The following is an 18,606-nucleotide window of genomic DNA, read 5'->3' as shown; positions in this document are numbered from 1 at the left end:
GCTAACACTTGCTGATGCGGCGATGAGCGGCCCAATCATTAAGTGAGCGGAATTTTCCGTCTAATATCCGTCGTGTTAGAAGGCAAACCGTTTCCGTCTAAATACCGCCAAAGTCCCAAAAGGCGAAAAAAATTCTGTCTGATACTCTCCAGGGGGATAAATTATGGCAAGGGTTTTTCCGTAATTTGGGGCATCCCAACACAAACGTGAGGCGCAATGGCGTCATTACGCCTCACGTTTTACAGCGTTGCACACTCATTACAACAGCCCTTGCGGGGCCATCACGATCACCGTCCCGCTTTGCGTGACGCGAAGCGGGACGCCCACTCTACAACAGCCCTTGCGGGGCCATCACGATCACCGTCCGCATGATGAAGCCCCCCACCAGGATCAGGAGCGACGTCACTAGCGTGACGTTGGCACTGGCCTTGACGCCCTGGAAACCGGCGCGGAACTGCATCGCTAGCGGGACGATCAGCCCGACCAGCAATGCGCCGCCGATCAGCAGGATGCCGTTCAGCCCGCTGAGGAGAGGCGCGGCGGCGCTCCCCAGCCAGACGAGCATCACAACCAGCAAGGCGATCTCCAGGATCATCGCCATGTTGTCGGCCTGCTTGAGCTTCGCCCACGACTCGCCTATGTCCACTCCCTGCGGGGTTAGCGCCAGACCGAGGGCGATGGCGGCCATGCCGGTGGAGGCCCCGGAGGCGACGAAGAGCGCGCCGAGCAGGGGCGTGTCCGCCCAGGCCGGCAATTGGGTATGAGCCAGCAGGACGCCGGTGTACGAGGCGAGGAAGAATCCGTTCAGCCCGCCGAGGATCGAGTAGATCATGCGCGGCATACCGGAATACTTCTCGCGGAAGGGTGCCCAGGGCAGGCGGCCCGTCTCCACCAGCGCGTCGAGGAACGACAGGAAGCTGAACCCGCCGAAGAACAGCAGGGCGTACGCGCCGACCGAGACCGGCGAGTCCCATTTTGGCATGGGCAGGAACGTCCTGCTATAGACAACCATGTGCCAAAATCGTGCCGGGCTTCCCAGGTCGGCAATGAGGGCTACCGCAGAGACCAGCGAGAGGGGGAAGGCGATGTAGTAGCCCATGCGGGCGATGGGCCGGTCTTCGGGTCGGCCAACCAACTCGATGATGGCCGAGGTGAAGTAGGCCCCGCCCGCGATGCCGCCGACGAAGAAGTAGACGACGATCCACCATTCCCAATTAGGGATTTGCAGTTCACCGGGCATGGCTAGGCCTCCTTTGCTGTGACGCCGTTCCGGCGTGACCGGAAGGCGATGAGGGCCGAGAGGCCCAGCACGAGTGCACTGCCGATGCTCCACAACGAGCCGGAGACCAGGTTTCTCTGAGGCAGTTGTGGGTTGACCGGCTGGCCGTACACTTCGGGGTCGTCGAGCAGGAGATAGAACACGTTCAACCCGCCCAGCACGTCAGTGTCGCCGTACAACTGCGCTTTGGTGTGGCCGAGCGATTTCAGCGTCTCCACCCGCTGGCGGGCGCTGACGCGCAGTTCATCCACTTCGCCGAAGACGATAGAGTCGGTCGGGCAGGCTTTGGCGCAGGCCGTCTCCAGCCCCTGGCTGATGCGGTCGTCGCACAACGTGCATTTGTTCACCCGGCCCGTCTGCTTGTTGTAGCTGATCACACCGAACGGACAGGCGGCGACGCAAGCCCGACAGCCATTGCATACGTCCTGGTCCACTACCACGTTGCCCAGGTCGGTGCGCCGCAAGGCGTGGGTCGGGCAGACTTCCAGGCAACCGGCCTGAGCGCAATGCTTGCACGAGTCGCTCATCATGTACCAGGCCATGTTGCCTTCGAGTGACGAGCCGCGTTCGATGAAGCGCACGTGCCGCCAGTTGGTGGCAGTGAGCCGGCCGGTGTTATCGTAGGAGTTGCCGGTGAAGTTGACGGCCTTGAGCCGGCCCTCTACTTCCCGGAAGTCCTCCGGCTCGCCGCCGAGTTCGTTCCATTCCTTGCAAGCCACCTGACAGGCTTTACAGCCAATGCAGATGGAAGTGTCAACGAACATTCCCTTAGGCATTGCACACCTCCCCAAGCGAGTCGTTGCACTGGAGGCTGGCCAGCGTCGTCGTCGGCCCCTTGTATTGGGCAACATTTTGCTTGTAGAGTTCCGGCGCGGGCGCAGTGCGGCGGCCCAACCGGAGATCGCCCGAGAACACCTTGCCTTCGTGGATGGTGACGTTCGGATCGGCCACCAGCGCGCTGATGTCGTTGGTCACATCGCCGCTCGCCAAACCCTGATAACCCCAGTGCCAGGGGATGCCGATCTCGTGAAAGGTCTTGCCGTCAATGACAAACGGCATCATGCGCCGCGTCACCAGCGCCCGGCCTTCCACCTCGCCCCGGGCGGTGACGACGGTGACCCAGTCGCCGTTGTTCACGCCCTTCTCGTCCGCCAGTTCATGGCTCATCTCGACGAACAACTCCGGCATGAGCTCGGCCAGCCAGGGCAGCCAGCGGCTCATCGTGCCGGAGAGGTAGTGCTCGGTGAGGCGGTAGGTGGAGACGATGATCGGATACTTCGCTGAATCTTCGGGGTTGTGGTAGGGGTTGCCCGGCACTTCCCAAATCTTGGCAACGGGGTTGCGCTGTTGCTTGTAGACCGGATTTGTCACCGGCGACTCGTACGGCTCGTAGTGGGTGGGCATCGGCCCATCCACCGCGCCGCTCGGCGCAAACAGCCAGAACTTGCCATCAGCCTTCATCAGGGCCGGGCTGGCCCCGTCGTGGAACGCCAGGCCCACACCTTCGGCTCCGGCTTTCGCGGCGGCCCCGGGCTTCTTGGTGAGCGGGAAGTCAATGCTATCACCGCCTGCGTTAACCCAGGCGCCGATGATGGGATTGCCGTTGGCGTCTTTCGTGCCGGAGTCCTTGGCCGGGTCGAAGTAGGTGTACTTCTTGCGGTCGCTCCACGGGTTGCCGGCCGCATCGGCAGAGGCGCGGCTGTAGAGGATGTGGCGGTTGGCCGGCCAGGCGAAGCCCCACTTGGGGCTGACCCAGTCGTCGCCCTCACGCTCGGCGGCGCGGTTCCGGCCTTCTTCCGGGTAAACACCGCTGTAAATCCAACAGCCGCAGACCGTTGAGCCATCGTCCTGAAGAGCGGCAAAGCCAGGCACGAGTTTCTTGTCGGCCCAGATGTAGCCGTTGATCTCGCGCATGATCAGGTCGGCGCTCGGCTCATCTTTGATCTGCCATGCGGCGTTCTCGTCGGGATTCAGGTAATCCCACAGCAGATTTTGGATCGCCCAATCGCGCGGATTGGTGCTGTCTTGGTAAAGCTCCTTGAGGCGGCGGCCCAAATGGAAGGTGAACCATTGATCGGTGCGGGCATCCTCCGGCGGGTCAACGGCCTTGTCGTGTTGTTGCAGGAGGCGTTGGGTGTTAGTGAACGTCCCTTGCCCCTCGGCAACGTGGGCGGCGGGCAGGAAGAAGACTTCGGTGCCAACGGTCGCCGGGTCCACGCCGGGCCGTTTCCAGAAGGCGGCGGTCTCCGTCTCGAAGTAATCGCGCACCACCATCCATTCCAGCTTGCCGAGCGCCTGGCGTTGGAATTCGGCGTTCTGGCCGCCCACCGCCGGGTTCTGCCCGATGGCGATGAAGCCATTGATGCCGCCCTGATTCATCAGGACGAACATGGGGATGTGCGAGTGGTCGCCGGTGATCTTCGGCAGGTAGTTATAGCCGAAGTCATTCTCCGGGGTGGCCGCCTCGCCGAACCAGGCCTTGAGCATGCTCACGACGAACTTGGGTGTGTTCGACCAGAAGGCGGTCGGCACTGTTTCGGTCAGGATGAAATCCTTGAGGGTGTCGTGGTTCTTGCGCGCGTCGGCGGCGTTGATGTACCCTGCCCAGGAGTGATAGAGCGTGGGGATGTCGGTGGAGCCTTGAATGGTAGCGTGGCCGCGCAGGGCCAAAATGCCGCCGCCGGGGCGGCCGGCATTGCCGAGAAGCGTCTGTAACATGCCGGCAGTGCGGATGAACTGCACGCCCACCGTGTGTTGCGTCCAGCCGACGGCGTAGGCAATGGCGCTGGTGCGCTCGCGGCCCGAGTTCGCCAGCAAAGTCTCGGCCACCTCGACAAACTTCTCCTTCGGGCAACCGCACACGTTCTCTACCATCTCCGGAGTGTAGCGGGCGTAGTGCCGGCTCATAATCTGGAAGACGGTGCGCGGGTCTTGCAGGGTGGGGTCAGTCTTGGGGCGGCCCGGCACGCGGGCCGCGATCATCTCGGCGTAAGTCTTCTCCTCGCCGGTCGGTTGCACCAGGGCGTCTTCGCGCTGATAGGCCCACGACTTGGTGTCGTAGCGGCGATTCGCGGCGTCGAAGCCGGAGAACACGCCGTCCATGTCTTCGGGGTCCTGGTAGTCGGCGGAGATGAGGGTGGCGGCGTTGCTGAAGTTGACGACGTACTCTTTGAAGAAGGGGTCGCTGTTCCACTTGTCACTGTTGATGACGTAGTTGATGAGCGCGCCGAGGAAGACGATGTCGGTTCCGGCGCGGATGGGGGCGTGGATGTCGGCCATGGCCGAGGTGCGGGTGAAGCGCGGGTCCACGTGCATCAACTTGGCGCCCTTTTCTTTGGCCTTCATCACCCAGCGGAAAGCGACGGGGTGGCACTCTGCCATGTTCGAGCCCATGATCATGATCGCGTCGGAGTTCGCCAGATCGCGGGCGAAGGTGGTGGCCGCGCCGCGGCCAAACGTTATCCCCAGACCGGGGACAGAGGCAGAGTGTCATATGCGGGCCTGGTTTTCAATCGAGACCACTCCGGCGGCCCGCAACAACTTTTGGTGCAGGTAGTTCCACTCGTCGTCAATCGTCGCGCCGCCGAGGGAAGCGATGGCAAGCACCTGGTTGATGGTCTTCTCCTTGTCGCCCACTGTGGCCTTCTCGATGAAGTTGGCATCGCGGGTCGCCTTGAACTTCTGGGCGATCTTGTCCATTGCCTCTTCGAGCGAGATGTCCTCCCAGTGGTCGGAATTGGGAGCGCGATATTTGGCTTTGGTCCAGCGGTGGTCGTTCTTGGCGAGTTGGTAGGTGGCCGCGCCTTTGGGGCAGAGGGTGCCGACGTTGATCGGGCTGTCGTAATTGCCCTGGATGTCCAGGATTTTGCCGTCGGCGACGGTGACGATCTGGCCGCAACCTACGGCGCAATAGGGGCAAACGCTTGGCACTTCTTTGCCCTGCTTGATCTGCCTGGCGTGAGTTCGGGCATGAACGCGCGTGGCGTCGAAGCCAAGCCCGGCCATCTCGCTGGCCGCCACGCCGCCCATCGCCCCGGCGGACAGTTTCAAGAACTGCCGGCGAGACATTTGTTGTGTCATATAAGGCTCCTCCTCTCTCAAATGAGTTGATTGGATACGATCACAGAGACGAGCAAGCACTGATGTTTCTCGCTGACCGAGGACTCACCTCCTTTTGGAAGACTCCGTAAATTGGCGGGCATCAGGCGCGGCGCTGAAGCGAAGTGGAAGCGCCGTTGTGCTTGAAGGAGCGCAGGATGGTTTGTGTCACTCCGCTCCGCCGGCCTGCGGATAACGCGCTGGATAGCCCAGCCAACCGCCCAGACGCGCCAAGCCTCCAAATAAGGTGTCTACTGCGCCCATCGGAATGCCGGCCGGATAAGCCAGCGGGCTGGCGGCTACGGCCAAAACGGCGAATTGCAGGAAATTGGGCAGGCCATCCTTGCCCACTTTGCCATCTCGCGCCAGGGCGAAGAGTGACTCGAAGAAATCTTCGGCGGCGCTGAGCATCTTGAGGTTAGGCTGGGCCAGTTCGATGACATGACGCATATGCAGTCCTTCATCACTCGCGCTCCACGGATGCAGATGCGTGCTGGAGGTCGGTATGTTCACCACGTCTCCCGGCTGGGCAGGATACTCTTGACCGTCCAACCGATAGCGGGCCGCGCCCGACAGGATTTCAAATCGCTCCCCGAAGACCGGATGAAAATGCTCCGGCGGGAATTTCCCCAGATGAGGCTTGATGAACCACTCGACTTCCCAACGGGTTCCGCCATTTTCTTTGGCGGAAGTCAGGAAGAGTATCCGCTGGCCGGTGACCGGGTTTTCAATCGTCTGACCTGTCTTTGCCATGTAACACGCTCCTTCTTGTTTGCGGCACGGGCTGTCAGAATAGCGCGCTTGCTGTGTTGATCTGCGGCCCACTTACTTGAACTTCGTTGGTAGGGAACGCCCAACACTTGCCGTTTTCGTCGCTGGTGGTGAACGCAGTTCATGACGACTACTGAGACTTGGAGTTTTTGAGGGCAGGCTTCTGTCTCACCGCCAAAGATGGATGACAGCGAACTAACTAGCGGGCTATGCTGGCCCCTCTTCTGTTGTAGGGTGTAGTACGGTTGTCGAAAATAACAGGTTACGGAGAAGGAAATCTAGATACTATTATTGTCATTCTCAGAATTAAGTCAATAATTATCCGAATTGAGCAGGGCGATTGCAAGGTTACGCCGTGCGAGCGCGGTTTGTAGCCGTGACCGCCCGTCAGAAGGCGGCGGCGCGCTCCCCTGCGCTTGCCCCAGGTTGAGGTTTTATGTTGTGTGATCGAGCTGTCAAGTGTTAGAATCTGGCCGTTGCACGTAAGCGCCTTTTGCCCACAACTCGCGAAACGCGCGGGCGCGGCAACACACCTATTACAGCAAATTCCTGATAGAGGGCAATCCATGACTCAAGTTGACGCGATGGTGGCGGCGGGCGGGGAGATCGCGCCTGACGATCCGTTGTATCCGCTCACAAAGGGCGGGCCGAAGGCGCTGGTTTCGATTTCTGGGAAGCCGATGGTTCAGTGGGTGTTGGATGCGCTGGCCGGGGCCGACCGAGTTGGTCGGGTGGTCGTCGTCGGCCTCACCCCCGCGTCCGGCCTGAGGTGCGGCGACAAGCCGTTGGACTTTATCCCCAGCGCGGGGAGCATGGTGGCGAACGCCCGGGCCGGTCTGCAATATGGGCTTCAACTCAACTCGTCGGCCACGCGCATGTTGTGGGTGAGCGCCGACATTCCCACCGTTCGCGCCAAGCATTTCAACTGGCTGGTGGACGAGTGCTTGAAAACCGATGTTGACTTTTGTTACAGCGTCATCGAACGCCCGGTGATGGAGAAACGTTTTCCGGGGTCGCGGCGCAGTTACACCCGCCTCAAAGGGGCAACCGTGTGCGGCGGCGACTCCGGCTTGCTGGCGACCCGGCTGGTGAAGGGCGATAACCCGGTGTGGGAAAAAATCACCGACGCCCGCAAGAACGTGTTCAAGCAGGCGTCGTTGATCGGTTACGAGACCTTGTTGCTGTTGGCTTTGCGCCAACTCACAGCCGAACGGGCGGTGCAGTTGGTGGGCAAGAAGATGGGCATCACCGGCCGCCCGGTATTCTGCCCTTACGCCGAAATCGGCATGGATGTGGACAAGCCGTTTCAGTACGAGATTGTGGCGCGGGATTTGGAAAGGATGAAGACAGAAGGATGAAGGATGAATTGGCAGAGGTTGATGCTCGCCTTTCATCCAGATTCAGGGTCGCCGAACGGCCCGGCCCGCTTCGCAACGTTGCCATTCTGTTGGCGCACTCCGGCGACAGCCCACTGTGGCTGGTCGGCCTCTTGCTCACCTTGTGGCTCGGCTCCGATTTCTGGAAGTTCGAAGCGTTGCTTGGTCTTACCGGGGTGGCGGCCACGGCAATCCTGGTGCAGGCTCTCAAATTGTCTTTTCGCCGCCAGCGCCCGGCAGGCGAGTGGGGGCAAGGGTATCGCAAACTCGACCCGCACTCGTTTCCATCCGGCCACGCGGCGCGGGCAGCGATGCTGGCGGTCGTGGCGGTGGCGCTTGGCCCGATCTGGTGGGCGGCCCTGATGCTGGTCTGGGCCCCGCTCGTGGCCCTCTCGCGGGTGGCGATGGGCGTGCATTATTTTTCAGATGTGGCCGCCGGGGCGGCCTGTGGCCTGGTTTGTGGCGCTATCGTTTTGACTCTTCTGCCAGGCTAGAGTATCCTTGACGGTGGCTGAATTCAAAAAGCACAACCAGCAGTTCGAGAAGTTGCACGCCGCCCAAAAATTTCCCATTCTTCCCGCCGTGCTAAACGCCCTGGGCGCGGATGGCTGGGAGTTGATTGACGACATGAACACCGGCATGCTCGGCGGCGAGGGGCTGGTGTTCAAACGCCCGCTGGCGGCCAAACCGGCGACGGCCAAAAAGCCGGCAAAGAAGAAAACTCGCAAGTAGCCTTGCCGATGCCTGGAGACAACGAATTTCAAATCCGCTCTATCCGTTTCATCCGTTGTCAAATAAAACGAAACCGCCAGTGTGAGGGGGGCACACCGGCGGTTTCTTTTATAGGCCACTCCATGTCAGGGACGCGCGAGCTGATGGGTTTTGCGGAGGGCCGTTATTGACCTCAGCATAAGCCGGCTGAATGAAGGCGCTCTTAACTGATGGTGAGAGACAAATGAGAGAGCCGCCAGCCTTAGCCCGATTTCCTCTGCTTAAAAAACTCTTCCCATTCCGAAAGTTCGTTCTGAGTCAGGCCGCGCTCTTTTTCCGAAGCGCTGGCCGAAGTTGCCGTTTGCGTCAGGGCGCGGCCAAACTCGGCAGAGGGCCGGACGTTGATTCGGCGGCGTTGCGCCGCGGAGACGATTTTCTGATCGGAGGTGACCACGATGAGGCCGGATGGATTCTTCTCGCCGCTGATCCGGTTGAGGATCAAATCGTCGGCAGTGGTGTGACGATCCGAGGCGAAGATGACGGCCACATCACTCGTAGACAAGCTGGACACGCCGCCGGGCAGGCCGCCGTCGAAGATCAGGGTAGCCTTGCGTCTCTCGCGCAAACAATGGCGGCGGATGAGGAGAACCAGCTTCACTTCGTCGTCCGGGTCGTCAAGCGACAGGCCGGGTGTCTGGCCGATCACGTTGTGGCCGTCAATCAAGTAGGGCATCGCTCCGATTGTAACGCGGGACAAGTTGACCTTGCCCGACGATTGCCAGACGCTTGGCTTCCGAGTATGATCACCGCATTATGAATTGGCGGCGATTGTTCTTCTATTTGATTTTGAACGCGATTGTCTCGGCGGCGGTGACGTTCTCGGTGCTGGCGATCTGGGATGCCACCCACTCGGAGCCGGCGGCGATTGCCACCCACACGCCCATTCCTCAGCCGCCGTTGGCCGCCACTCAGGTAGCCGCACAAACCCAGCCGCCACTCATCCAGGCAACGGTGACCCCGACGCTTTACGAAGTGAAAGGCGGCGACACGTTGGGAAGCATCTCGCTCGACTTCGACGTGTCGGTGGACGACATCCTGGCCGCCAATGGCTTGACTGATCCCAATGCGTTGAGCGTAGGGCAGATATTGGTGATCCCGGTCGGCGGTTTGCCGAAGGTGACGGCGACGGCGGAAGCGTTGATCAACCCAGAGGGCACGTCGGTGACGCCGCCGCCTACGGGCACCTCGGTCGTTCAACAGGGCGTGCCGCAATTGGCGATCCGGGCGGTGGTGGACCCGGGCAACCTGGCGACCGAGAAGGTGACGCTGGTGAACCTGGGCGGGCCGGTGGAACTGGCCGGCTGGACTCTGCGCGACGACCAGGGCAATGTATACCCGTTTCCGGTGCTAAGTTTGTTTCAAGGCGGGGCCATTAATATTCACACCGGCCTGGGGCGCGACACGGTGACGGATTTATATTGGGGACAGGGCGGGGCGATGTGGCAGGCTGGCGAGACGGCGACGTTGGTGGACCCGCAGGGCCAGACTCACACAACGTTCTTGATACCTTAGAACCGCTTCCGGTTTGACTTATGGCTTCGCGGACACCAAGTGTCTCCAAGACACTTGGTGTCTGCAAGTGTTAGACTGCCATAAGTCGGTGTTATTGTTCTTTCGTGGGCGTTTCTTCTTCTTTCTTCTTGGCCTCGTCACCGCCCATTCCTTTGCGGAATTCACGGATGGCCGCGCCCAGGTCACGGCCAATCGTCGAGATGCGGCTGGTGCCGAACAGGACGATGACGATGACCAGGATAATAATCAACTCAGGTGCGCCTAATCGAAAAGGCATGGCAAACTCCTCTGTGTAAGTTGTGCAGGCGTACTCTTGTCTGCACTGCGGCTATTATAGCATCCCTCACTTTGCCGGATAATTAAGAAGCCGGCAAGTCGTCTTGCGTGAAGGCAGTTGGAATGTTAGACTCGCCCTGAGGCAAAAACTTTGGCAGAACAAGCGTTATATCGCAAATGGCGTCCCATTGCTTTTGATGAGGTGGTGGGGCAGGAACACGTCGTCAAAACGATCCGCAACGCGCTGGCGTCGGGGCGGGCCGCCCACGCCTACCTCTTCTCAGGGCCGCGCGGCACGGGCAAGACCACGACCGCCCGCCTGGTGGCGAAGGCCCTTAACTGCACTCACCCCGACCCGGCCCAGCGTCCCGACAACACCTGCCGCAACTGCGTTGCCGTCAACGAGGGCCGCTTTCTCGACCTCATCGAAATTGACGCCGCCTCCAACACCGGCGTGGACAACATCCGCGACCTGCGCGACAAGATCAACTTTGCGCCGGGCGAGGGCCAATACAAAGTCTATATCATTGACGAAGTTCACATGCTCTCAATGGGCGCTTTCAATGCTTTGCTCAAGACGCTCGAAGAGCCGCCGCCGCACGCCGTCTTTATTTTGGCGACCACCGAACTGCACAAAGTGCCGCTCACGGTGGCCTCGCGTTGCCAGAAGCACACCTTTCGCCGCATCCCTGCCGCCGAAGTCGCGGGCCGTTTGGGCGCCATCGTCGAGCGCGAAGGCTTGAGCGTGGAACCGGCGGTGCTGGACTTGCTGGCCCGCCAGGCCACCGGCAGTTTGCGCGACGCTATCAGCCTTCTCGATCAGTTGATCATCTCGCCCGATGAAAAGGTGACGCTCGACGGCACGCTCAAGGTGCTGGGCACGGCCAGCGGTCAGGCGGTGCAGGAGTTAGCCGAAGCCATGCTGGCTCAGGACAGTTCGCGCGGCCTCGACCTGATCAACAACATGGCCGAGGACGGCATTGACTCGCGCCAGTTCGCCCGGCAAATGGTGGACTATTTGCGCGGCCTGCTGTTGACGCGGCTGGGCAATGCGGCGCTGGTGGATGCGGGCGCAGAGACGCGCAAAACCATGCATGGCCAGGCGGCGCGATTCGACCCGGCGGGTTTAGTGCAGGCGATCAAAGCCTTCAACACGGCGGCCAACGATTCGCGGAGCGGGTGGCTGGCGCAGTTGCCGCTGGAACTTGCCTTTGTGGAATGTTTGCGAATAGGTTCAACCGGGGACGGTGTTGCACCGGCCGCGGGTACAGAGGCCGGGGCAACACCGTCCCCGCGCAAGGCCGCCCCTCCCTTGCCGCCTCCACCCTCAACCTCCGCCAAACCTCAATCAGGCTCTGACGTCAACTTGAGTCAAATCACCGCGCGCTGGGCGGATATTGTGTCGGTCAGCGGCCGCTCGCACCGCAACTTGCCGGCTCTGCTGCAGTGGTGCAAACCCATAAGCCTTGAAGGCGAAATAGTAGTGCTTGGTTTTCAAAACGAAGTTCTGCTTTCGAAGACGAACACCGATCAGAATCGTCAGTTAATCGAAGCGGCCCTTCAGCAGGTGCTGGGCCGGTCCTTCAAAGTGCGCTGTGTTCTCAACTCGGCGCAGACCGAGACCTTGCCCGACGTAAGCAGTGACGGGCCGGTGGCCGAGGCCATTCGGCTGGGCGGGAAACTACGAAAATAACATTTCCTTCTTTTCCCTGATTTCCTTCATCAAAGGAAACGAGGGAAATGAAGGAAACACATCAAGGAGACTAATATGGCAAAAGGTAAAGGGTTGCGCATGCCGGGCAACGTGGGCGGTGGCAACAACATGATGGCAAGACTGGCGAAGATGCAGGAAGAGATGGCGAAGACGCAGGAAGCGCTGGCCGGCGAGCGCCTGACGGTGACGGCAGGCGGCGGCGCGATCACGATTGTGATCTCTGGCGCGCAACGGATTCAATCCATTGCCGTCTCGCCTGAGTTGATGGCTTCGGGTGACGCCGAGATGTTGGGCGATATTCTGGTGGCCGCCGTCAACGAAGCCATCGAACGCTCGCAGGTGCTGGCCGCCGAGCGTTTGCAATCGGTGACGGGCGGGTTGGGTCTGCCGGGGATGTGACAGGATGACAAGATGAGTGGATGACAAGATGGGCGGGTGAGATTCACCGTGTCATCTTGCCACCTTGTCATCTTGTCAGGTGCTTCATGCCTCCTCCCACAACTGTCATCCCCGCCTCGGTGCAGGCCCTCGTTGATGAGTTCTCGCGCCTGCCGGGCATCGGCCCCAAAACGGCCTCGCGCCTCACTTACTATCTTTTGCGCCAGCCGCCGGAGCAAACCCAGTCGCTGGCCGAGGCGCTCACTCAAATGAAGGAGCGCACCCGCTTCTGCTCGACGTGCTTCAATATGACCGAGGCCTCAGCCGACCCGTGTGGCCTGTGCCGCGACGAGACTCGCGACGTTGCCCAGCTCTGCGTCGTCGAAGAGCCGCTGGACGTGATTGCCCTGGAGCGCACGCGCTCGTATCGCGGGCGTTACCATGTTTTGCATGGCGCGATCTCGCCTGTCGAAGATGTTGGCCCGGATGATCTGCGGATCAAAGAATTGATGACCCGCCTGCGCGAGAGCAAGCCGCCCGTGCGCGAAGTGATCCTGGCCACCAACCCCAGCTACGAGGGTGAAGCCACGGCCATGTATTTGCAGAAACAGATCGCGCCGTTGGGAATCCGGGTCACCCGCCTGGCGCGTGGCCTGCCCGTCGGCGGCGATTTGGAGTACGCCGACGAGACCACCCTGGCCCGCGCCCTCGAAGGCCGAAGCGACATGTAAGCCGTGACCGGCAAACCCCTCTCCCGATTTGTCACGGTTGGGCCGCATCGCCTTCACTACGTTGAATTTCCAGGGGCCGCCGACTCTCACAATCGGCCCCCGGTTGTTTTAATCCCCGGCCTGTTTTCCTCGCACCGGCAGTGGGCGCGTCTCGTCCCTTTCCTCAACCCGCCCTTTCGCGTTCTGGCCTTCGATTATCTTGGCGTGGGCCGCTCGGATAAGCCGGCTGATTTTTCGTACACGGCGGCCTCTCAGGCGGAAGTTCTATATCAAGCATTCCAGGAATTGGAAATAGAACGCGCTCATCTCATCGGCGCTTCTTATGGAGGCGGCATCGCCCTGACACTTGCCGGCGAACACCCGGAGAAAGTTGTCACCGTCACTGCAATCGAGGGCGTTTTCTATTGGTGGGGCTTGATGAGGGTCTATCATGTCTTGCGTCTGGCTCTGGCCACGCCGTTGATAGGTCCGCTGATCTTTCGCCTCTTCATCCCGTTGCTGATCGTTGTTGCCTGGGTTCGCGGCCTGCTTATTCTGCGTCATTCACCCGGAGAGGAATTGCGGGCGTTGAAAGACTGTTATCTTGAGCCACATGCCGAGCGCCGTGCCTGGGTAAATCTGCTGCGCACGGTTGGCGAAGACTTGCGCCCCAATGTTGGCCGTGTTCGCGATCCGATCCTGTATTTGGTTGGGCAGATGTCTCACGTTCGCCCATTTCTGACCCCGGCCCTCGACTTTCTGCGCCAGGCCCAACCCTCGGCGCGCATCCTCTTTATTCCTCGCGGCATGCACGATTTGAATGTCCAGCTTCCTGAGGCCATTGCCCCCAAAATCCTAGCCTTTTGGCAGGAATGCCGCTAGAGTCCCCATGCTATAATCCTCGCAACCTGCGCTTGTTTTCTGGAGGATTCCCCAATGAACGTTGCCGAACTGCAAAACAACGGCCTGAGTCTGACGCTCACGGCTGAGCACGAAATGATCCGCAACACCGCCCGCGACTTTGCCCGGAAGGAGATCGCCAAAGTGGCCGCCCACCACGACGAGACGGGCGAGTTTCCCTTTGAGACGATCAAAAAAATGGGGGCGCTCGGCCTGATGGGTATCGAAGTGCCGGAAGAGTACGGTGGCGCCGGCCTGGATACGATTTCTTACGTTCTGGCGATGGAAGAGGTCTGCAAAGTGGATGCGGCGCACGGCACGATCATGAGTGTCAACAACTCACTGGTCTGCCACGGCCTGTTGAAGTTTGGCACGGAGGCGCAGAAGCAGAAGTATCTTGCGCCGATTGCCGGCGGCGAGAAGATCGGCGCTTACTCGCTCACCGAGCCGATGTCCGGCTCGGACGCGGGGACGATGAAGTCGCGGGCCACACGTCAAAACGACGGCTACACCCTCAATGGCCGCAAGTCGTGGGTCACCTCGGCCCCCGTGGCCGACATCATCATCCTCTTCACCATGACTGCCCCGGAGAAAAAACACAAAGGCATCACCGCCTTCATCGTCGAAACCGACAAGCCCGGTTTTTCGCGCGGCAAGCACGAGCCAAAGCTGGGTATTCGGGCCTCGGCCACCAGTGAAATTGTATTTGAGGATTATCACTGCCCTGTTGAAAACCGGCTGGGCGAGGAGGGCGAGGGTTTCAAGATTGCGATGACGGTGCTGGACGCGGGCCGCATTGGCATTGCCTCACAGGCGCTGGGCATCGCCGAGGCCGCCTACGAAGCCAGCATCGCTTACGCCAAAGAACGCGAGGCCTTTGGCAATAAGATCGGCGAGTTTCAGGGCATTCAGTTCAAGATTGCCGATATGAAAACCCGCATCGAGGCCTCGCGCCTGCTGATCTATAACGCGGCGCTGACGAAGGAGCGGAGCAAGCATACCGGCGAACGGTATTCGCTGGAAGCTTCGATGGCGAAATTGTTTGCCTCGGAGACGGCGATGTTTTGCGCTCATCAGGCGGTGCAGATTCATGGCGGCATGGGTTACAGCAAGGAACTGCCGGTGGAGCGTTACTTCCGCGACGCCAAGATTACAGAGATTTATGAAGGCACCAGCGAGATTCAGCGGATGGTGATTGCGCGGAATGAGTTGGGAATGCGCTAATACCAGCTATGACACTCATCAACCTTGTTGCTCTGATTTTTATCATGGTTGGATTGGCGTTGGGGTGGCTGGCTTTCAGCCGCGCCACTTTTCAACCTGCTGACGATAATATGCAAGTGCGCCTGTTCGGCGTGTACTCGCCACTGTTGACGTGGTTGAGGTACAGGCGGATGCCGGTGATGAAGCAACAAGTACAGGTGAGCTTGCTGGAGTGGTTGCGCGCCCACGCGGGAACGGTGGTTGAGCTGGGCATCATTGCGGGCTGGGCGATGTGGGTGGGGCGGGCTTACCTTGACTTCGACCCGTTCATGTGGCCCGTGTCGAGCGAGATCGGCGGGCAACTCAACACCCATTATATTTGGGTGCAATTACAACGTTGCGGCCTGTGCGCTTTGTGGGACGGGACGATCAACGGCGGCATGCCAGCGCTGGCCGACGCATTTGGCAGTAAGCTCCACCCGCTGGTGATGATTACCACCCTGTTGTGGGGTGTGATGGCCGGGGCCAAAGTGGCGCTGGTGATCTGTTTCATCATCGCCGGTTATGCTCAATGGTGGATCGCCCGCCTGCTTAAACTGGGGCGGGTGGCCCGGGTGTGGAGCGCCATGCTTATCGTCGTCGGCGGTCACCTGTCAGCGCGTATGGCCACCGGCCAATTTGGCATCGTCCTCTCCACCGCCTCATGTAGTTTGGCGCTGGCGGCGGCGATAGACCTCGCCCTCACCGGAAAGCGGCGCTCCACCCTTGCCTTGGCCGTCACCGGCGCGCTAGCGATCGTCTCCGGCCAGGGCTATCTGCAACTTAGCCTGCTCAGTTGGGCCCCCGCCTTCCTCTTCCTTCTTCTTGATGATGAGTTCCACCTGCGCCCGGTTTGGAAAGAGTATGCGCTTGCCGTCGGCCTCAGTGTTTTGATGGCTGGTCTGTTTCTCATCCCTGCTGTCCATTTCCTCCCCAACTTTGCCAAAGAAACCGACCCTCTCTTTACTCGCGCTCAACCGCTCGAATACGCGCCTCTCAACCTGGTCATCCGCGACCTGGCCTTCATGAACACTAATGTTCTCGGCAAGTTCGTCGCTCCTGAACTCTTCACCATTTACATTGGCTGGGTGCCGGTCCTGCTGGCCATTATTTCTATTCGCTTTATTCGTCGCGACAATGCCCGCCTGGCCCTTTGCCTGATCGCGGGCATGATGATGAGTTTCCTGATGGGCAGTGCCATTCCGCTAAAATGGCTTGCGAAACTATCCACTTACTTCGACGGCTTTCGCCATCCGTCGTTGATGAGCATTCTTGCTGTCCCACCCATTGTGGCCCTAGCTGCTTATGGCTTCGACCAATTGCTGAAGCTCAACTGGCCGAAGCTCACTATTTCTTTCACCACAGCCAAATCAGCCACTCTCTCGGTGGCATGGGTGCTGGCCGTTCCTCTCTACTGGTCGTTCAGCACCGCCTATGATCTGAGCCAGGTTTTTATTCGCACTAGTGATGCCAGCCCTATTTACCAGTCTTACCAGCAAGTTATATCAGACCTTTACCTCACTGGTGATCGTTGGATTGCCCTGCCTTTCGGCGAGCATTTTTGGATCGAGCCTGCGGTGGCAGCGCAACTAAAAGTGACTAACGTTGTTTGGGCATGGAAGTGGAAAAACAGGGAGCCTCCCAAACCATATTTGATTGCCAATCGTACTGGTGCTCCGCCCGATACCGAGGTGGTTGGCCTTTTGGGCGACATCCCTATTTATCAGGACGCTCAGGCTGAATATGCCTACATAGCTTCAGGTGCTCAAAAAGTGCCATGTCAGGCCGCTGGTAGCGGTGGCGACTTGACGGTGACTTGCTCCACCGATCGCGCTGGGCAACTTGTCGTGGAGGAAAACTCGTGGGTTGGCTGGTACGTTTGGCGAGATGAGAAACCGGAGCCGCTTAAACAAGATCGCTGGCTTGCCGTCACTGCCCCCGCCGGTCAACATACCTACGAATTCCGTTATCGCCCGTGGGATGTGGCTGTTGGCCTTGCCGCCACCCTGATCGGATGCGGCCTTACTCTCTGGCTGTGGCGGCGGGCATCCTCAACCGAACCTCAATGAAAACCGCATTCTTCCCTCAACACGGCGGCCCGGAAGTGATGACTTACGGTGAACTGCCAGTGCCCGAACCCCGGCCCGGAGAAGTCCTGGTGCAGATCAAAGCCGCGGCCATGAACCGGGTGGACAAGTGGGTGCGCGACGGCTGGCCGGGAATCAAATTGACCCTGCCGCACACCCTCGGCTCGGATGGAGCGGGCGTCGTTGCCGCCTCTTCGACTTCGCTCAGGGCCGGCTTTTCTGTGGGCGACCGGGTCGTTCTCAACACCAACGTCGGTTGCGGCCACTGTGAAATGTGTGTGGCCGGGAATGATAACCTGTGCTTCAACTGGCACCTGTTCGGCGAGACGGTTGACGGCACGAATGCCGAATACGCCGCTATTCCCGAACGACAGCTTTTGCGCTTGCCCGACGGCTTCCCCTTTGAACAAGCCGCCGCCGCCGGTCTCGTGTTCCACACCGCCTGGCACTCGCTCATCACCAAAGGCCGGCTTCAAGCGGGTGAGACGATTCTGATCGTGGGCGCGGGCGGGGGCGTGAACACCGCCGCCATCCAGATTGCCAAACTGGCCGGTTGCACCGTTTACGTCGTCGGCTCGGACGAAAAGAAGCTGGCCCTGGCTCAGTCGCTCGGCGCGGACGTGTTGATTGATCGCTCCAAAGAAGATTGGGGCAAGAAGATTTACCAGTTGACGGGCAAGCGCGGCGTGGACGTGGTGGTGGACAACGTGGGCGCGGCCACGATGATGACCAGCCTTCGTTGTGTGCGAAAAGGAGGCCGCGTGCTGACAGTGGGCAACACCGCCGGACCAAAGTTTGAGATAGACAATCGCTTTATGTTTGGCAAACATATCAGCCTGATTGGCTCGACGATGGGAACGCGCGCCGATTTTGCAACGGTCATGGGGCTGGTGTTTGCGGGCAAGCTTCACGCGCCCATCAACTCGACGTTCCCGCTTTCCGACATCCGGGCCGCGCACGAGAAGATGGAACGGGGCGACGTGTTTGGGAAGATTGTGTTAGCCATCTGATTCGACGAAAGACGACGGACAATGACCTTCGTCATTCGTCATTCGTCATTTGTCATTCGTCTTTCCAATGCGCCGCTCGCTCAGTGTAACCTGGCTGTCCCTTCTGGTGTTTATATTAGGGTTGATGCAGTGGACGCGGGCCGCCGTGCTCTTCGCCCGCCAGCCTTTGTTGATCCAACTTGACGTGTCGTTACCCTTGCCTTACGCCATCCTCTCGGCAGCGATGTGGGGCGGGGCGTTGGTGGCGGCCTCAGTTGGGTTGAAGCGGCTAAACCGGTGGGGCTGGTGGCTGACCCTCATCGCCGTCACCGGCTCCCAGGCGCAGGCCTGGCTCGACAGGATTCTGTTCTCACGTTCCGATTACGCGCAACTTTCCACCGGCTTTGCGCTTGGTCTGACGGTGCTAGTGCTGGCGCTGGTTTGGGGCGTGTTGGGACGCAACCGATTTTAGATTTCCGATTTCGGATTTTGGATTGATGATT

General features: G+C 60.0%; 18 protein-coding genes. 12 read left to right on the top strand and 6 right to left on the bottom strand.

Translation table 11 applies throughout. The features are described 5' to 3' along the window. Positions 1 to 328 precede the first annotated feature (328 nt). The 4 genes from nrfD to HYZ49_09360 all read right to left on the bottom strand — a co-directional run bounded on the left by nrfD (position 329) and on the right by HYZ49_09360 (position 6,130). Positions 329 to 1,240: a polysulfide reductase NrfD gene (nrfD, locus tag HYZ49_09375; protein MBI3242489.1), complete on the bottom strand. Its 912-nt coding sequence runs from the start codon at positions 1,238 to 1,240 to the stop codon at positions 329 to 331. Between the two features lie 2 nt (positions 1,241 to 1,242). After that, positions 1,243 to 2,130 (bottom strand): 4Fe-4S dicluster domain-containing protein, encoded by an 888-nt coding sequence (locus HYZ49_09370; protein MBI3242488.1) that lies wholly within the window; start codon positions 2,128 to 2,130, stop codon positions 1,243 to 1,245. Then, a complete protein-coding gene (fdnG, locus tag HYZ49_09365; protein MBI3242487.1) occupies positions 2,048 to 5,359 on the bottom strand; it encodes a formate dehydrogenase-N subunit alpha in 3,312 nt (1,103 codons plus the stop codon). Before fdnG ends, HYZ49_09370 begins: the two co-directional genes overlap by 83 nt. Positions 5,360 to 5,545: 186 nt before the next feature. After that, positions 5,546 to 6,130: a cupin domain-containing protein gene (locus HYZ49_09360; protein ID MBI3242486.1), complete on the bottom strand. Its 585-nt coding sequence runs from the start codon at positions 6,128 to 6,130 to the stop codon at positions 5,546 to 5,548. A gap of 584 nt (positions 6,131 to 6,714) precedes the next feature. Here HYZ49_09360 and HYZ49_09355 point away from each other — a divergent pair. Genes HYZ49_09355 through HYZ49_09345 form a run of 3 tightly spaced genes read left to right on the top strand, consistent with a single transcriptional unit; the run spans position 6,715 to position 8,256 of the window. Beyond that, on the top strand, positions 6,715 to 7,506 hold the full coding sequence (locus HYZ49_09355) for an NTP transferase domain-containing protein (GenBank protein ID MBI3242485.1): 792 nt from the start codon (positions 6,715 to 6,717) through the stop codon (positions 7,504 to 7,506). Then, complete coding sequence (locus tag HYZ49_09350; GenBank protein ID MBI3242484.1) at positions 7,503 to 8,018, top strand: phosphatase PAP2 family protein; 516 nt, start codon at positions 7,503 to 7,505, stop codon at positions 8,016 to 8,018. The genes HYZ49_09355 and HYZ49_09350 overlap by 4 nt, the downstream gene beginning before the upstream one ends. Before the next feature lie 13 nt (positions 8,019 to 8,031). Then, complete coding sequence (locus HYZ49_09345; GenBank protein ID MBI3242483.1) at positions 8,032 to 8,256, top strand: hypothetical protein; 225 nt, start codon at positions 8,032 to 8,034, stop codon at positions 8,254 to 8,256. Positions 8,257 to 8,497: 241 nt separating this feature from the next. On the opposite strand, the gene HYZ49_09340 is transcribed toward HYZ49_09345, so the two are convergent. Further along, the gene (locus HYZ49_09340) at positions 8,498 to 8,992 is read right to left on the bottom strand and encodes an NYN domain-containing protein (GenBank protein MBI3242482.1); all 495 of its coding nucleotides are present in this window, start codon (positions 8,990 to 8,992) and stop codon (positions 8,498 to 8,500) included. 56 nt (positions 8,993 to 9,048) lie between these two features. Here HYZ49_09340 and HYZ49_09335 point away from each other — a divergent pair, with 56 nt between their 5' ends. Continuing rightward, positions 9,049 to 9,807, top strand: a complete 759-nt coding sequence (locus tag HYZ49_09335; GenBank protein ID MBI3242481.1) for a LysM peptidoglycan-binding domain-containing protein — start codon at positions 9,049 to 9,051, stop codon at positions 9,805 to 9,807. A gap of 91 nt (positions 9,808 to 9,898) precedes the next feature. On the opposite strand, the gene tatA is transcribed toward HYZ49_09335, so the two are convergent. Beyond that, positions 9,899 to 10,084, bottom strand: a complete 186-nt coding sequence (gene tatA / locus HYZ49_09330; protein MBI3242480.1) for a twin-arginine translocase TatA/TatE family subunit — start codon at positions 10,082 to 10,084, stop codon at positions 9,899 to 9,901. Between the two features lie 150 nt (positions 10,085 to 10,234). Here tatA and dnaX point away from each other — a divergent pair, with 150 nt between their 5' ends. From dnaX to HYZ49_09290, 8 genes are all read left to right on the top strand, one after another. Next, positions 10,235 to 11,776, top strand: a complete 1,542-nt coding sequence (dnaX, locus tag HYZ49_09325; GenBank protein MBI3242479.1) for a DNA polymerase III subunit gamma/tau — start codon at positions 10,235 to 10,237, stop codon at positions 11,774 to 11,776. A 75-nt stretch (positions 11,777 to 11,851) separates the two neighbouring features. Then, on the top strand, positions 11,852 to 12,196 hold the full coding sequence (locus tag HYZ49_09320; protein MBI3242478.1) for a YbaB/EbfC family nucleoid-associated protein: 345 nt from the start codon (positions 11,852 to 11,854) through the stop codon (positions 12,194 to 12,196). A gap of 86 nt (positions 12,197 to 12,282) precedes the next feature. After that, on the top strand, positions 12,283 to 12,906 hold the full coding sequence (recR, locus tag HYZ49_09315; protein ID MBI3242477.1) for a recombination protein RecR: 624 nt from the start codon (positions 12,283 to 12,285) through the stop codon (positions 12,904 to 12,906). Between the two features lie 3 nt (positions 12,907 to 12,909). After that, positions 12,910 to 13,767 carry an alpha/beta hydrolase gene (locus HYZ49_09310; GenBank protein ID MBI3242476.1) on the top strand — a complete coding sequence of 286 codons (858 nt, stop codon included), beginning with the start codon at positions 12,910 to 12,912 and terminating at the stop codon, positions 13,765 to 13,767. 114 nt (positions 13,768 to 13,881) lie between these two features. After that, entirely contained in the window at positions 13,882 to 15,009 is a 1,128-nt protein-coding gene (locus tag HYZ49_09305) for an acyl-CoA dehydrogenase (protein ID MBI3242475.1), read from the top strand. Positions 15,010 to 15,017: 8 nt separating this feature from the next. Continuing rightward, positions 15,018 to 17,096 carry a hypothetical protein gene (locus HYZ49_09300; GenBank protein MBI3242474.1) on the top strand — a complete coding sequence of 693 codons (2,079 nt, stop codon included), beginning with the start codon at positions 15,018 to 15,020 and terminating at the stop codon, positions 17,094 to 17,096. Next, positions 17,093 to 18,124 carry a zinc-binding dehydrogenase gene (locus HYZ49_09295; GenBank protein ID MBI3242473.1) on the top strand — a complete coding sequence of 344 codons (1,032 nt, stop codon included), beginning with the start codon at positions 17,093 to 17,095 and terminating at the stop codon, positions 18,122 to 18,124. The genes HYZ49_09300 and HYZ49_09295 overlap by 4 nt, the downstream gene beginning before the upstream one ends. A 67-nt stretch (positions 18,125 to 18,191) precedes the next feature. Next, the gene (locus HYZ49_09290; protein ID MBI3242472.1) at positions 18,192 to 18,575 is read left to right on the top strand and encodes a hypothetical protein; all 384 of its coding nucleotides are present in this window, start codon (positions 18,192 to 18,194) and stop codon (positions 18,573 to 18,575) included. Positions 18,576 to 18,606 lie beyond the last annotated feature (31 nt).

This window comes from Chloroflexota bacterium (genome assembly GCA_016197225.1).
GTDB lineage: Bacteria > Chloroflexota > Anaerolineae > Anaerolineales > VGOW01 > VGOW01.
The sequence above is the reverse complement of the archived record's forward strand: the minus strand, read 5'-3'. Positions and strand labels throughout refer to the sequence as shown.

Excerpts from the sequence above, each read along its gene's own strand:
- nrfD (MBI3242489.1), bottom strand. The coding sequence starts at position 1,240 with ATGCCCGGTGAACTGCAAATCCCTAATTGGGAATGGTGGATCGTCGTC.
- HYZ49_09370 (MBI3242488.1), bottom strand. The coding sequence starts at position 2,130 with ATGTTGCCCAATACAAGGGGCCGACGACGACGCTGGCCAGCCTCCAGT.
- HYZ49_09360 (MBI3242486.1), bottom strand. The coding sequence starts at position 6,130 with ATGGCAAAGACAGGTCAGACGATTGAAAACCCGGTCACCGGCCAGCGG.
- HYZ49_09355 (MBI3242485.1), top strand. The coding sequence starts at position 6,715 with ATGACTCAAGTTGACGCGATGGTGGCGGCGGGCGGGGAGATCGCGCCT.
- HYZ49_09350 (MBI3242484.1), top strand. The coding sequence starts at position 7,503 with ATGAAGGATGAATTGGCAGAGGTTGATGCTCGCCTTTCATCCAGATTC.
- HYZ49_09335 (MBI3242481.1), top strand. The coding sequence starts at position 9,049 with ATGAATTGGCGGCGATTGTTCTTCTATTTGATTTTGAACGCGATTGTC.
- tatA (MBI3242480.1), bottom strand. The coding sequence starts at position 10,084 with ATGCCTTTTCGATTAGGCGCACCTGAGTTGATTATTATCCTGGTCATC.
- HYZ49_09320 (MBI3242478.1), top strand. The coding sequence starts at position 11,852 with ATGGCAAAAGGTAAAGGGTTGCGCATGCCGGGCAACGTGGGCGGTGGC.
- recR (MBI3242477.1), top strand. The coding sequence starts at position 12,283 with ATGCCTCCTCCCACAACTGTCATCCCCGCCTCGGTGCAGGCCCTCGTT.
- HYZ49_09305 (MBI3242475.1), top strand. The coding sequence starts at position 13,882 with ATGATCCGCAACACCGCCCGCGACTTTGCCCGGAAGGAGATCGCCAAA.
- HYZ49_09300 (MBI3242474.1), top strand. The coding sequence starts at position 15,018 with ATGACACTCATCAACCTTGTTGCTCTGATTTTTATCATGGTTGGATTG.
- HYZ49_09295 (MBI3242473.1), top strand. The coding sequence starts at position 17,093 with ATGAAAACCGCATTCTTCCCTCAACACGGCGGCCCGGAAGTGATGACT.
- HYZ49_09290 (MBI3242472.1), top strand. The coding sequence starts at position 18,192 with ATGCGCCGCTCGCTCAGTGTAACCTGGCTGTCCCTTCTGGTGTTTATA.